The organism is Thioalkalivibrio sp. ALMg13-2, assembly GCF_000381185.1.
Lineage (GTDB): Bacteria > Pseudomonadota > Gammaproteobacteria > Ectothiorhodospirales > Ectothiorhodospiraceae > Thioalkalivibrio > Thioalkalivibrio versutus.
In genome coordinates, this window is sequence record NZ_KB906102.1 from 130,414 (window position 1) to 143,889 (window position 13,476).

The 13,476-nt window shown below is 66.4% G+C and carries 14 protein-coding genes and 1 tRNA gene; 1 reads left to right on the plus strand and 14 read right to left on the minus strand.

Annotated elements, in window-relative coordinates; genetic code table 11:
- Nucleotides 1–58: 58 nt before the first annotated feature.
- A tRNA-Leu gene (locus tag F618_RS0103280) sits at nt 59–145 on the plus strand.
- Between the two features lie 152 nt (nt 146–297).
- Here the strand turns inward: F618_RS0103280 and F618_RS0103285 are convergent.
- The 14 genes from F618_RS0103285 to F618_RS0103350 form a co-directional block, all read right to left on the minus strand.
- Nucleotides 298–1,599: an adenylosuccinate synthase gene (locus tag F618_RS0103285; protein ID WP_018144053.1), complete on the minus strand. Its 1,302-nt coding sequence runs from the start codon at nt 1,597–1,599 to the stop codon at nt 298–300.
- The gene (locus F618_RS0103290; protein ID WP_018938414.1) at nt 1,599–2,783 is read right to left on the minus strand and encodes an ATP phosphoribosyltransferase regulatory subunit; all 1,185 of its coding nucleotides are present in this window, start codon (nt 2,781–2,783) and stop codon (nt 1,599–1,601) included. Before F618_RS0103290 ends, F618_RS0103285 begins: the two co-directional genes overlap by 1 nt.
- Nucleotides 2,784–2,916: 133 nt before the next feature.
- Nucleotides 2,917–3,801, minus strand: coding sequence for a protease modulator HflC (gene hflC, locus F618_RS0103295; protein ID WP_018938413.1), 885 nt, complete (start codon nt 3,799–3,801; stop codon nt 2,917–2,919).
- A complete protein-coding gene (gene hflK / locus F618_RS0103300) occupies nt 3,801–5,015 on the minus strand; it encodes an FtsH protease activity modulator HflK (protein ID WP_018144056.1) in 1,215 nt (404 codons plus the stop codon). The genes hflC and hflK overlap by 1 nt, the downstream gene beginning before the upstream one ends.
- 127 nt (nt 5,016–5,142) lie before the next feature.
- Nucleotides 5,143–5,541 carry a holo-ACP synthase gene (acpS, locus tag F618_RS0103305; RefSeq protein WP_019563360.1) on the minus strand — a complete coding sequence of 133 codons (399 nt, stop codon included), beginning with the start codon at nt 5,539–5,541 and terminating at the stop codon, nt 5,143–5,145.
- A 7-nt stretch (nt 5,542–5,548) separates the two neighbouring features.
- On the minus strand, nt 5,549–6,316 hold the full coding sequence (locus tag F618_RS0103310) for a pyridoxine 5'-phosphate synthase (protein WP_019563361.1): 768 nt from the start codon (nt 6,314–6,316) through the stop codon (nt 5,549–5,551).
- Nucleotides 6,317–6,351: 35 nt separating this feature from the next.
- The gene (locus tag F618_RS0103315; protein ID WP_018168144.1) at nt 6,352–7,008 is read right to left on the minus strand and encodes a recombination protein O N-terminal domain-containing protein; all 657 of its coding nucleotides are present in this window, start codon (nt 7,006–7,008) and stop codon (nt 6,352–6,354) included.
- Entirely contained in the window at nt 7,005–7,925 is a 921-nt protein-coding gene (gene era / locus F618_RS0103320) for a GTPase Era (RefSeq protein ID WP_018168143.1), read from the minus strand. Before era ends, F618_RS0103315 begins: the two co-directional genes overlap by 4 nt.
- A complete protein-coding gene (gene rnc, locus F618_RS0103325) occupies nt 7,922–8,599 on the minus strand; it encodes a ribonuclease III (protein WP_026289529.1) in 678 nt (225 codons plus the stop codon). The genes era and rnc overlap by 4 nt, the downstream gene beginning before the upstream one ends.
- 43 nt (nt 8,600–8,642) lie before the next feature.
- Nucleotides 8,643–8,999: a DUF4845 domain-containing protein gene (locus tag F618_RS0103330; RefSeq protein WP_018144062.1), complete on the minus strand. Its 357-nt coding sequence runs from the start codon at nt 8,997–8,999 to the stop codon at nt 8,643–8,645.
- Nucleotides 9,000–9,058: 59 nt separating this feature from the next.
- A complete protein-coding gene (gene lepB / locus F618_RS0103335; protein ID WP_018144063.1) occupies nt 9,059–9,829 on the minus strand; it encodes a signal peptidase I in 771 nt (256 codons plus the stop codon).
- 67 nt (nt 9,830–9,896) lie between these two features.
- A complete protein-coding gene (lepA, locus tag F618_RS0103340) occupies nt 9,897–11,705 on the minus strand; it encodes a translation elongation factor 4 (protein ID WP_018144064.1) in 1,809 nt (602 codons plus the stop codon).
- Complete coding sequence (locus F618_RS0103345; protein ID WP_018168141.1) at nt 11,702–11,941, minus strand: glutaredoxin family protein; 240 nt, start codon at nt 11,939–11,941, stop codon at nt 11,702–11,704. Before F618_RS0103345 ends, lepA begins: the two co-directional genes overlap by 4 nt.
- Before the next feature lie 110 nt (nt 11,942–12,051).
- The gene (locus F618_RS0103350) at nt 12,052–13,476 is read right to left on the minus strand and encodes a DegQ family serine endoprotease (RefSeq protein ID WP_019567744.1); all 1,425 of its coding nucleotides are present in this window, start codon (nt 13,474–13,476) and stop codon (nt 12,052–12,054) included.

A 13,476-nucleotide genomic window follows, 5' to 3' on the forward strand; every position in this document is an offset into this window, starting at 1 on the left:
TATTGCGCGCTCCTGAAGCGCAGGACACACGGTTTCCTCATTGTGTGTCGTCCCTCGTGCCGAGGTGGCGGAATTGGTAGACGCGCTAGCTTCAGGTGCTAGTGGGGGTAACCCCGTGGAGGTTCAAGTCCTCTCCTCGGCACCATTTTTCAGCTGTATTCGAATCCCTGTTATACGCGAAGCGACACCCGTGAGGGTGGCGGATTTTCTGCGTGGCGAATCCCGCCTGCTCCACCACTCGGCTCGCCGGAGCCCGCACGGTGGTGCGCGCCCCGACGTGCCCAGGGAGACACGCAATCAGCTGTCGAACGGGTCGCGCAACACCAGGGTCTCGTCACGATCGGGCCCCGTGGAGACCATGTCGACCGGCACCCCGACCACCTCGCTCAGACGCTCCAGATAGGCGCGGGCATTAGCCGGCAACTGGTCATACTCGCGGATCCCAACCGTGGATTCCGTCCACCCCGGCATCTCCTCGTAGATCGGCGTGCAGGCCGCATAGGCCTCGGCGCCGGACGGCGGCGCCTCGCGGGTCTCGCCATCGCAGTTGTAGCCCACGCAGATCTGCACGTTCTCCAGGCCATCCAGCACATCCAGCTTGGTCATGCACAATCCGCTGATGCTGTTCACCTTGACTGCTCGCTTCAGCGCGACGGCATCGAACCAGCCGCAGCGCCGTGCGCGCCCCGTGGTGGAACCGAACTCATTGCCCTGCCGCGCCAGGTGTTCACCCATGTTGTCGAACAGCTCGGTCGGGAACGGTCCGGCGCCCACCCGGGTCGTGTAGGCCTTGGTGATCCCCAGCACGTAGTCGAGGTCGCGCGGCCCCACACCCGACCCGGTGGACGCACCACCCGCGGTGGTATTCGACGAGGTCACGAACGGATAGGTGCCGTGGTCGATGTCCAGCAGCGTGCCCTGGGCCCCCTCGAACATCACGTCCTTGCCCTGCTCGCGCAGCTTGTGCAGGCGGCCCGCCACGTCGGTGACCATCGGCTGCAGGCGCTCGGCGTGCGCCAGGCACTGCTCCAAGACCTCTTGTTGGTCGATGGTCGGGGCCTTGAAGTAATGCTTCAGCGCGAAGTTGTGATAGTCCATCACCTCGCCCAGCTTGGCCGCCAGGCGTTCCCGGTGGAACAGGTCGTCCAGGCGCAGGCCCCGGCGCGCAACCTTGTCCTCGTAGGCGGGACCAATGCCGCGCCCGGTGGTCCCGATCGCGGCCTTGCCACGGGCCTTTTCGCGCGCCAGGTCGAGGGCTACATGGTAGGGGAGGATCAGCTGGCAGGCATCCGACAGGCGCAGACGGTCCGCCACCGGCACGCCCTTGGCCTCAAGCTCTTCCATCTCGGTAATCAGAGCCTCGGGCGAGAGCACCACGCCATTGCCGATCATGCATTCCACGCCCTCCCGCAGGATGCCCGACGGGATCAGGTGGAGCACGGTCTTCTCGCCATCGATCACCAGGGTATGCCCGGCATTGTGTCCGCCCTGGAAGCGCACGACGGCCGCGGCATCCTCGGTCAGACGATCGACAATCTTGCCCTTGCCCTCGTCACCCCACTGGCTGCCCAGTACGACTACAAAACGTCCCATCGCCATCAATGCTCCACTACTGTCCATTCCCCGGCGCGCTGCTCGAGCCGCGCGCCCCCGGGTACTTCGTTGTCCTGGCCTTCCAGCTCGCGCACTACGCGCACGCCGCGGGCACGGAGATCCGCAATGGCCGCCTCCAGCGCCACATCGCCGGTGGCCGGTGCCAGCACCGTCTGACGAGGCGCCATCGGCGCCCCGGCCTCGCGGCGTACGAAGGCGCGCAAATCGGTGCTGAAACCGGTGGCCGCCCGTGCGCGGCCGAAGACGCGACCGATCTCGTTATAACGGCCACCGCGCGCGATCGCCTGACCGGAGCCGGGCACGAAGGCCGCGAACACCAGACCGGTGTGATAGGCATAGCCGCGCAACTCGGCCAGGTCCAGGTGCAGGTCCAGGCCCGGCTCGCTCGCCTCAAGCCGTGCGACCACTGCCTGCAGGTGATCCAGCGCCACCGCCACCTCGGCGGGTGCACCGGCCAGGGCGCGACGGGCAGCGTCGAGTACCGTGGCATCGCCATTCAGATCCACCAGCGCGCGCAGCCGCGCACAGGCCGCCGGATCCATGCCGCCGGCCTCCCAGGCCGCGAGGGTCTGTTCGATCTCGGGCACGCTCTTGCGCTGGAGTTGATCGAAAAATTCCTGCTCCTGGCTCGCATCCAGACCCGCATCCTGCGCCAGGGCGCGATAGATCCCGACGTGGCCGAGATCCATGCTAGGACGCTCCACTCCGCAGGCAGCCAGGGTCGCCAGCATCAAGCGGATAATCTCGAGATCACTATCGATCCCGTCATGACCAAACAGCTCGGCCCCGGCCTGGAGCGGACTGCGTGAACCCGACCATTCATCTGCCCGGGTACGCAGCGCACTGCCCACGTAACAAAGCCGATTCGGGCCCTGGACACGCAGACGGTGAGCATCGATCCGCGCCACTTGCGGGGTCAGGTCGGCGCGCACGCCCATCATGCGGCCCGTGAGCTGATCCGTCAGCTTGAAGGTCTGCAAATCCAGTGCGTGCCCGGCACCCGTCAACAGGGACTCCAGATACTCCGCCAGCGGCGGCATCACCAGGTCATAGCCCCAGGTGTCGAACTGGTCCAGCACGCGCCGGCGGAGGTCCTCCAGACGGCGCGCAGCATCCGGAAGGGCCTCCTCCAGCCCGTCCGGCAGCAACCAGCGGTTGATATCGGTCATCTCGTCCCTGCTCTTGTGCTGTGATCCGCCACGCCCGAGTGGCGGCCCGGCAAAAATCGGGCCCGGAATCTTCCGGGCCCGTTGCAAACGGCCACCTTCGAGGCGGCCACGGCGGACCGCCTCCGCCCCTCCTTTACCGGGTCGGCAACGGCGCCGGGCGTTCGCCACCGGGGGCGTTGAAGAACTGGAAGAACTCGGAGTTCGGTTCCAGGATGAAGGTGCTGTTCTCGCCACTCATGCTATTGCGGTAGGCGATCAGGCTTCGATAGAAGCGGAAGAACTCCTGATCCTCGCCAAACGACCGGCCGAGGGTCTCGGTGGCGATCGCATCACCGGCACCGCGGATCTCTTCCGAGTCCCGATAGGCGTTCGCCAGGATGACCGTGCGTTCACGGTCGGCGCGCGAGCGGATGCGCTCGGCCTCTTCCTGACCACGGGCGCGGAAGTCCTGGGCGACCCGCTGACGTTCGGCGCGCATGCGCTCGTACACCGACTCGGACACCTCTTCCGGCAGGTCCATGCGGCGGATGCGGACATCAACCAGGTCGATCCCCAGCTCCTGCGCGGTCTCCAACGCAGTCTGGCGCACCGCACCCATGATCGTCAGGCGTTCGCCAGCGACCACGTCCTGCAACTCGAAGCGCGCAAACTCGTTACGCATCCCGTCGCGCAGGATCTGGGCCAGGCGCTCCTCGGCCAGACGCTCGTCACCACGGGTGGCACGGTAGAACTGGCCGACATCGTCGATCCGCCACTTGGCGTAGAAGTCGACAATGATGTTCTTCGCCTCGGAGGTCAGGAACCGGTCCGGCGGGATATTCAGCGTCATGATCCGGGCGTCGAACTTCTCGACGTTCTGGATCAGCGGGAACTTGAAGTGCAGCCCAGGGGCCGGGTCGACCTCCCGGATCTCCCCGAGGGCGAACTTGATCACGCGGTCACGCTCGTCGACGGTGTAGGTCGACAGCGCGACCACGATCCCGAGCACGACTACGGCAATACCGACGATGCGTAACATTAGCGAACCTCCCGCGAACGCTGGGCGGCCGGGCTGCGATCGCCCAGTCGGTTCGTGCCCGTGCCACTGTTGCCGAACGTGCTGCGGCTGGTATCCAGCGGCCGCGGTGTTGGCGTGTCACCGGAATTAGTGGTGGAGCGCTGCCCCTGGAACAGTTGATCCAGCGGCAGCATCATCAGGTTGTTACTGCTGCCCACATCCAGCATGACCTTGCGGGAATCCTGCAGCACGGCCTCGACGGCCTCGAGATACAGACGGTCGCGAGTCACATCCGGCGCCTGCTGGTATTCGGCCAGCAACTGATCGAAGCGCGAGGCGTCACCCTCGGCGCGCGCGATCACCTGGTCCCGGTAACCCTCGGCCTCCTCGATGATACGGGCGGCCTGACCGCGTGCCCGCGGAATCACACCGTTGGCGTAGGCCTCGGCCTCGTTGCGGAAACGCACCTCGTCCTCGCGGGCACGAATCGCGTCGGCAAAGGCCTCCTGCACCGGCTCCGGCGGCTGCGCCTGCTGCATGGACACGGCCGTCACGATAATGCCCGCGCCATAGGAATCGAGGTTTTCCTGCATCACCACTCGCGAGGAGGATGCGATCTCGCCACGCCCCTCGCCGAGAATGAAGTCCAGGTTGTTCTTGCCGATACGCTCGCGGATCGCCGACTCCATCACCTGGTTCACGGTGGTGTCGGGGTCGCGCACGTTGAACAGGTAGTCGACCAGATCGAGGACGCGGTACTGCACCGCGATGTCGACATCGATGATGTTCTCGTCCCCGGTCACGATCAGCGCACGGTGGGAGAGCGTACGCACGTTGTCGACATTCTCGATCTCGACGCGCTCGATCGGGTACGGCAGGTGCCAGCCCGGCCCCGGATTCTTCACTTGCTGGAATTCGCCGAAACGCAGCACGACGCCGCGCTCGCCTTCCGAGATGATATGGAATCCGGAGGCCAGCCAGACAACCACGGCAATGATCAGGCCGAGGCTGACCAGGGCCTGCGTGCCGCGGCCCATGCCGCCGCTTCCGGAACCGCCGGAGCCGCCACTGCCGCCCCCGCCGAAGATGCCGTTCAGCTGACGCGACAGCTTGCGCATCATTTCTTCGAGATCGGGCGGCTGGTTACCGCCTCCGCCGCCACCGCTACCGCGCTGGCCGCCACCACCCCCACTCCAGGGGTCGCGGTTGTTGTTTCCCGGTTCGTTCCAGGGCATGGAGTGGACTCCGTCGCTCGCTCAGGGCTGCGCCCGACGCGGAATCCATGGAGACCGGCGGGCATAAGGGGTCACATTCTAGGGAGGTGCCTCCGGGCGGGCAACCACGTCCGGAGGGAAATGGGGGTTACTCGGGGCGCATACCGGCCGGCTCGGCCTCAATCACGACAAACGCCTGGGCGTAATCGCGCTCGTCGCTGATGCTGAGATGGATGGTCCCGGCGCCCAGACGCTCGGCCGTGGCGCGGGCACGCCCCTCCAGCACGAACTCCGGCCGACCACGGGCATCATGGGTCACGCCGGCCTCGGCCAGTGCCATATCCGCCCCGATGCCGCAGCCGAGCGCCTTGGACAGGGCCTCCTTGGCGGCGAAGCGCCGGGCGAGAAAACCGGCCGGGTGTTCGGGCGGCAGGTCCGCGCGCTCCAGCGGGTGCAGGATACGTTCCGCCAGGCGCGCACCGTGGCGCTCCCACATGCCCTGCATGCGCGCGACCTGCACCAGATCGGTTCCGATGCCCAGGATCATCCGGCGCTCAAACCGGGTACTGACCGGGCGGCAGACCCTGGCGCGCGGCATCCATCAGGCCGCGCATATGGCTGACTGCCTCGGGCAGGCCGGTGAACAGGGCCCGGGCCACGATCGAATGCCCAATGTTCAGCTCGTGAAACACCGGGTTGGCAGCAATCGGCCGCACGTTGTCATAGTCCAGCCCGTGCCCCGCGTTGATGACCAGCCCCATGGCCCGGCCGGCCGCAGCGGCCTCGTTGATCCCGCCCAGGAGCCGCTCGCGCTCGGCGACATCGCGGGCATTCGCATAGGCGCCGGTGTGCAGCTCTACCACCGGGGCGCCGATGGCCACGGCGGCCTCCAGCTGGCGCGCATCCGGCTCCACGAACAGCGAGACCTCGATCCCGGCGGCGGTCAGCGGCGCGACAAACTCGCGCAGCCGCTCCAGCTGGCCCACGGCATCCAGGCCGCCCTCGGTGGTCAACTCCTCGCGCTTTTCCGGCACGATGCAGCACGCCTCCGGGAGCAGCTTCAGGGCGATCGCCTGCATCCCCTCGGTGGCGGCCATCTCCAGGTTCATCGGGACCTTCAGCCGCGGCTTGATCCCGAACACGTCGTCATCCTGAATGTGGCGCCGGTCCTCGCGCAGATGCAGGGTGATCGAATCCGCCCCGCTGGCCTCGGCCAGGCGCACGGCCTGCATCAGGTCCGGGTACGGCGTATGCCGCGCCTGGCGGATGGTGGCGATATGGTCGAGATTGACCCCGAGCTTCAGCGGAGCAGGATGCGACATGATGCGATGCCCTTGTATGGCTGCGGTCCGGGCCACTACAGCAGACCCCGGGTCCGCAGCGGCCGCCCGGCCAGATGGGTGTCGATCAGCCGACGCATGAAGTCGCGGCTGACGCGGGCCTGATTATCCGGCACGTCGCAGGCGCTGGCCAGCGCCTGCAGCGCGACACCGGGGATCGCCTCGCTGCGACCGGCGGCCACACGCTCGACCCCCGCCTCCGGGTCGTAGCGGTACCAGGCATCGGGGTCCAGCTCGGCCGGGTCCACGTGTTCGAGCCCGGAATCGAGTGGTGCGAGCAGGGCCCATTCCGCGCGGCGCAGGACCGTATCGGCGCGCTCGCGGGCGGCCAGCCGGGCATAAGCGGATAACAGCGCCGGGAGGGCCTCCGGGATCGGTGCGTCGCGTGGGTACAGGCGCAGGATCAGTTCGTTCAGGTACAGCCCGCAGACCAGGGCCCGCCCGGTCAGCGGGAAGACCCGCTGCTGCTCGGCCACATTCAGCGTCGGCAGCTCGCCGCGCCCACGCCAGGCGAGATCCAGCAGCACGAAGGGCTGCACCGATCCGGCCTTGCCGCGCACCACTGCCGACAGGCGCCCGGCCTCGGCGGTGAGCAGGTCGAGCACCCGGCTGTTCTCGCGTAGCGGGCGGGCGTGCAGGACCACCCCCTGGGTGAGCCCGGCGGTCGCGCTCACCGCGATTCTTCGATCCCGAGGTCACGCAGGGCGCGCGGGTTGCGGGTCCAGTCGGCCTCGACACGCACGGTCAGGCGCAGCATCACCTTGCGCTCCAGCAGCGCCTCCAACTGGACGCGTGCGGCCTGGCCGATGCGCTTGAGTCGCTGCCCGCCCTTGCCGATCACGATGCCCTTCTGGCTGTCGCGCTCGACTAGGATCACGGCATCAATGTGAGTGGTGCGCGGCTCGTCCGCCCATTCCTCCACGCGCACCGCCACCGAGTACGGGACTTCCTGCCCCAGATGCTCCAGCATGGACTCGCGGATCATCTCTTCGGCACGAAAGCGCTGCGGGCGATCCGAGAGCTGATCCGGGTCGTACAGGAACGGTCCCTCCGGGATATGCGCCCGAATCTCCGCAATCAGACCGTCCAGGTTGGATCCGGTCTTCGCCGAAAGCGGTACCACGCCGACATAGCCGAAGGCCGCGGCGCGGGCCTCGATGAACGGCAGCAGTTCTTCCTTCTCCCGACACTGGTCCACCTTGTTGATCACCAGGAGTGCCGGACGCCCGGAATGACGGATGGTCTCCTCGATGCGCTCGTCGCCGGGGCCGAACTCTCCAGCCTCGACGATGAAGCAGACCAGATCGGCATCCGCCAGCGCCTGACTGGCCGTGCGATTGAGGACCCGGTTCACCAGCTGGGTACGCTCGGTATCGATCCCCGGGGTATCCATCAGTACGACCTGGTCCTGCCCCTCGGTCACGATGCCGAGGATGCGATTGCGCGTGGTATGCGGCCGGCGGGTCGTCGCCGCCAGCTTCTCCCCAACCAGGCGGTTCATCAGCGTGGTCTTGCCCACGTTGGGCCGGCCAATCAGTGCGACCAGCCCGCAGTGCGTGGTGGCGGGTTCGGGGACTACGGTTTCACTCATTGTTCCTGTACCTGTTGCAGGCGTTTCAGGGCCGCCTCGGCCGCGGCCTGTTCGGCGCGACGGCGCGAGGAGCCTTGGCCACGTTGGCCCCAGCCCTGGGTGGGCAGGTGGACCGCCACGGTGAACTGGCGCTTGTGATCGGGGCCGACCACCTCCAGCACCTCGTAGACCGGCAGATCCGCATTGCGGCCCTGCAGTTGTTCCTGCAGCCGGGTCTTGGGGTCCTTCAGCGATTCGGCCGACGGGAGATCGTTCAGGCGCTCGACATACAGCGCCAGGGTAAAGTCGCGCGCGGCCTCCATCCCGGCCTCGCGGTAGGTCACCCCGATCAGGGCCTCCACCGCATCGGCCAGGATGGAGTCGCGGCGCTGGCCGCCACTCTTGCGCTCGCCCTGCCCCAGGTTCAGCGTGCCCTCGAGGCCGGTCTCCCGAGCCAGATCCGCCAGCGACTCGCGATTGACCAGGGCCGCACGCAGGCGGGTGAGATCCCCTTCCGGGGCGTCCGGGAGCTTCTCGTACAGGGCGTCGGCGATCACCAGCCCAAGGACGGCGTCACCCAGGAACTCCAGGCGCTCATTATTGCGCCCGCCGGCGCTGCGGTGGGTCAACGCCTGGTCAATCCCGTCGCCGTCGCGCACGGCCGCGGGCAGCAGACTGCGAAAATCCCGGCTCACGAACCCACCCGACAAAGCATGCAAGGAACCGACGCTGACCCCATCAGGGGGCCAGCGTCTCGCTGTTCGAGAAGCGCGCCACCACGTCCACATTGCCGAGGAATTCCCGGCGCACCTCGTACTGCAGATGCAGCTGGCGGCTGGCGCCATTCTCGGTCACGCTGAAGTCCTCCTCGCCGATCCCGTCGTATACGGAATTGATCTGGAAGCGGCGGTTGATCTCGCGCCACAGTTCGCGTTCGCTCTTCTCTGCCGCGCCGGCCTGAGTGGCGACGTCCTGCATGATCGAGCGCACGGTGAGGAACTGGGTGTACTGCGTGCCCATCTTGATCACGAAGGTACCGACCAGCAGCGCCAGGAAGATCAGCGCGAGAATGGTGATCGCGCCCGCGCCCTGCATCGAGTGTCTGGAATGTTGCATGAAAACCCCGTCCCTGTTTGCCCGCCCCCGCGGGGCTACTAGCGAATCGCCTGGCCGATCCGGGAAAAGTCCCGATGGCCTTCATTGTAATCCCAATGCAGCCAGATGAAGAGCGCACGCCCAACCAGATGCTCCTCGGCGACAAAACCCCAGGACCGGCTGTCGTTGGAATTATCGCGGTTGTCACCGACCATGAAGTAGTGCCCGTCGGGCACGGTGACCGATCCATCCAGGCTGGCCTGCTGCTCGCGCATCAGGGTGTTATAGGTGCGCCCGTCCAGGGTCTCCTCGAAGATCGAGGCACCCGACATCACCTGCCCCGAGCCCTCGCCTTCGAAGGTCCCGACGCGCTCGGCCGACTGCGGCTCCCCATTCACGTACAGGACGCGGTCGCGGAACGCGATGGTGTCGCCCGGCAGGCCGATCACACGCTTGATGTAGTCCTCGGCCGGGTTGCGCGGGTACTTGAACACCACCACCTCGCCCCGCTCCGGTTCCCCGGTGTCGAGAATCTTGGTACGCGTCACCGGCAGACGAATGCCGTAGGAAAACTTGCTGACCATGATGAAGTCGCCCACCAGCAGGGTGGGCATCATCGAACCCGAGGGGATGCGAAAGGGCTCGGCCACGAACGAGCGCAGGATCAGCACGATCAGCAGGACCGGGAAGAACGAGCGCGAGTAATCGACGAACCAGGGCATTTCGCGCTGGCGCTCGGGGCTCCGACGCCGCCGCAGGATCACCCAGCCCAGCCAGATCAGGCCGGTCACGGCGGTTGCCAGCACCAGGATCAGTTCGAGATTTGCCATGCCGTGTCCTCTGTTCCCGGTCCGCCGGGGATCGCCCTGCGACCCGTCCGGGCCGCAGGCCTGGTTGTTACTTCTTGTCGTCGTCTACCGACAGCACCGCGAGGAAGGCTTCCTGCGGGACATCCACCCGGCCGATCGACTTCATGCGTTTCTTTCCGGCCTTCTGCTTTTCCAGCAGCTTGCGCTTGCGCGAGACATCCCCGCCGTAGCACTTGGCCAGCACGTTCTTGCGCATCGCCTTGACCGTGGAGCGCGCGATGATCTTCGACCCGATCGCTGCCTGGATCGCCACCTCATACATCTGACGCGGGATGATCTTTGCCATGCGTTCGATGATCTGGCGCCCGCGCGACTCGGCGTGGTCGCGATGCACGATGGCCGACAGCGCATCCACCCGGTCGCCGTTGATCAGGATATCCACACGTACCAGCGGCGCCGCTTCGAACCGCAGCGGCTGATAGTCGAACGACGCATAGCCACGGGTCGCGGACTTCAACCGATCGAAGAAGTCCAGCATCACCTCGGACATCGGCAACTCGTAGGCCAGCTGCACCTGGCGCCCCAGGTACTGCATCTTGGTCTGCGACCCACGCTTTTCCACGCACAGCGTGATCACCGCGCCGACATACTCCTGCGGGACCAGGATATTGGCCTCGATGATCGGCTCGCGGATCTCGCCGATCTCGTTGTTCGGGGGCAGCTCCGAGGGGTTGTGCACCATGACCACCTCGCCGTCGCTTCTTTCCACCTCGTAGACCACGGTGGGCGCGGTGGTGATCAGGTCGAGGTCGTATTCACGCTCCAGGCGCTCCTGCACAATCTCCATGTGCAGCATGCCGAGGAAGCCGCAGCGAAAGCCGAAGCCCAGCGCCTGGGAGGTCTCCGGCTCGAAGGACAGCGCGGCATCGTTCAGGCGCAACTTGTCCAGGGCATCGCGCAGGTCGTTGAAGTCCTCTGCACTGACCGGGAACAGCCCGGCAAACACCCGCGGCTGAACCTCCTGGAAGCCCGGAACGGGTTCGGAGGCCGGGTTGTTGAAGTCCGTGAAGGTATCCCCGACCTTGGCCCCGGAGATGTCCTTGATGGTCGCGATCAGATAGCCGACATCGCCGACCTCCAGGGTCGCGCGATCCACCGGCTTGGGCGTGAACACCCCCACCCGGCTGACCTCGTGGGCACGCCCGACCGACATCGCCTTGATCTTCTGCCCGGCGCGGAAGCGTCCGGCCTTCACCCGCACCAGCGCGACCACGCCCAGGTAGTTGTCGTACCAGGAATCGATCACCAGCGCCTTGGGTGCAGCCTCGGAATCGCCCTCCGGCGGCGGGATACGACGCACGATCTCTTCCAGCAGTTCGGCCATCCCCTCGCCGGTCTTCGCGGAGACTCGCAGGGCGTCGGTGGCCTCGATACCGATCACATCCTCGATCTCGGCCGCCACCCGATCCGGCTCGGCGGCCGGCAGGTCGATCTTGTTCAGGACCGGCACGACCTCCAGGCCCTGGTCGAGCGCGGTGTAGCAGTTCGCGACGCTTTGCGCCTCCACCCCCTGCGACGCATCGACCACCAGCAGGGCGCCTTCGCAGGCGAACAGCGAGCGCGACACCTCGTAGGAGAAATCCACGTGTCCCGGGGTGTCGATGAGGTTCAGCTGGTAGCGCTGACCATCCTGGGCGTCATAGAACAGCGACACGCTCTGCGCCTTGATGGTGATTCCGCGCTCGCGCTCCAGATCCATCGAGTCCAGCACCTGCTCCGACATCTCGCGCTCGGTCAGGCCGTTGCAACCCTGGATCAGGCGGTCCGCCAGCGTGGACTTGCCATGGTCGATGTGCGCGATGATGGAGAAATTGCGGGTAAGGCGGGTTTCGGTCATGCAGGGGCCAGTAGGTCCAGCAGTGCCTTTCGGTCGAGGAAATGGCAGCAGAGAATGTCGTCGTCGACCGCGAGCACCGGGACCTTGACGTTGAAACGCGCCTGCAGGTCCGGGTGCTCGTCGATGTCGACGACCGTAAGCGCGAAAGTATAACGGCTTTTGAGGGCCATGATCTCGGCCAGCATGTCATGGCAGAGACCGCAGCTCTCGCGATGATAAAGGGTCAGTTCGGTCATCCAGAAACGATTGGGAGGGCTGCCGAACCCGCCGGCAGCCCTCCCGTTCTCCATTGCTGCCCCGCAGCACCCGCGCCGTTGGACCCGCGCGAGCGCAGCACGAGACGGTTTCAGTCCCGCGGAACGCGCAGGGCGATATAGGTCGGATTGCCGCCACGGTACACCAGCACCGGCACCGTGCGCCGCTCACCCACCTCTTCGATCTGCTTCTCCAGGGTCTCCACCGAGTCGACCGCATGGCCGCCAAACTGGACGATCACGTCGCCGGAGCGCACCCCGGCCGAGCGCGCCGGATTGTCGGTGACGTCCCGGACCACCAGGCCGCCATCGACGTCCAGCTCTGCGGCACGCTCGGCATCCAGCGGCTCCAGGACCATCCCCAACAGGCTTTGCGGCTCGGTTCGCTCCGGGGCCTCACGCTGCGGCCCGCCGCGCTGGGCGGAGATATCCTCCGGCAGACGCTCGATCTCGACGATGATGGTACGAGTCTCGTCACCACGGCGCACCTCGACCTCGGCCTCGACGCCCACCGGCGTGCGCCCGACAATCGGCGGCAGTGCGGACGAGTTCGGCACCTCGATGCCGTTGAACGACAGGATTACGTCCCCGGTTTCAAAGCCGGCCTTCTGCGCCGGACTGTCCGGCTGCACGCGCGAGACCAGCGCCCCGGCCGGCTTGTCCATGCCGAAGGAGTCGGCCAGCTCGCGGGTCACTTCCTGGATCAGCACACCCAGCCAGCCACGCGTCACCTCGCCGTGCTCGCGCAACTGCTGTACCACGTCGCCCACCATCTCGATGGGCACGGCAAAGGACAGCCCCATGAAACCGCCGGTCCGGCTGTAGATCTGCGCGTTGACGCCAATCACCTCGCCATCCAGGTTCAGCAACGGCCCCCCGGAATTGCCCGGGTTAATGGCCACATCGGTCTGAATGAACGGCACGTAATTCTCGCTCGGCAGGCTGCGCCCCTTGGCACTGACGATGCCGGCGGTCACCGAGTGGTCGAAGCCGAACGGCGAACCGATCGCCAGCACCCATTCGCCAACCTTCAGATCGGACGAGGAGCCGAGTTTCAGAGTGGGCAGGTTCTCGGCGTCAATCTTGAGCAGGGCCACATCACTCTGCGGGTCCTTGCCAACGATCTCGGCGTCAAACACGCGCCGGTCGGACAGGTGCACGACAACCTCCGAGGCGCCCTCCACCACATGGTTGGCGGTGATGATGTAGCCATCTTCGGTATAGATGAACCCGGAACCCAGCGAGTTGCGCTCGAAGCGCTCCGGCCCGCGCGGGCCTTCGCCCCCGGGGCCCCCAAAGAAACGTTCGAACAGATCCTCGAAGGGCGAGCCCTCGAAGTCCGGCATCTGACTGCGATGCGGGTTCTCGCGCTCGCGGGTGGTCGCGATATTCACCACCGCCGGGCTGTGTTCCTCCGCCAGCGGCACGAAGTCCGGCAGCATGCGCGCCGAGGCCGGCAGCGACAGGGCGAGAAAGGTCAGGGCCACCAGTGCCCATTGCATCGGTTTCATCATCAT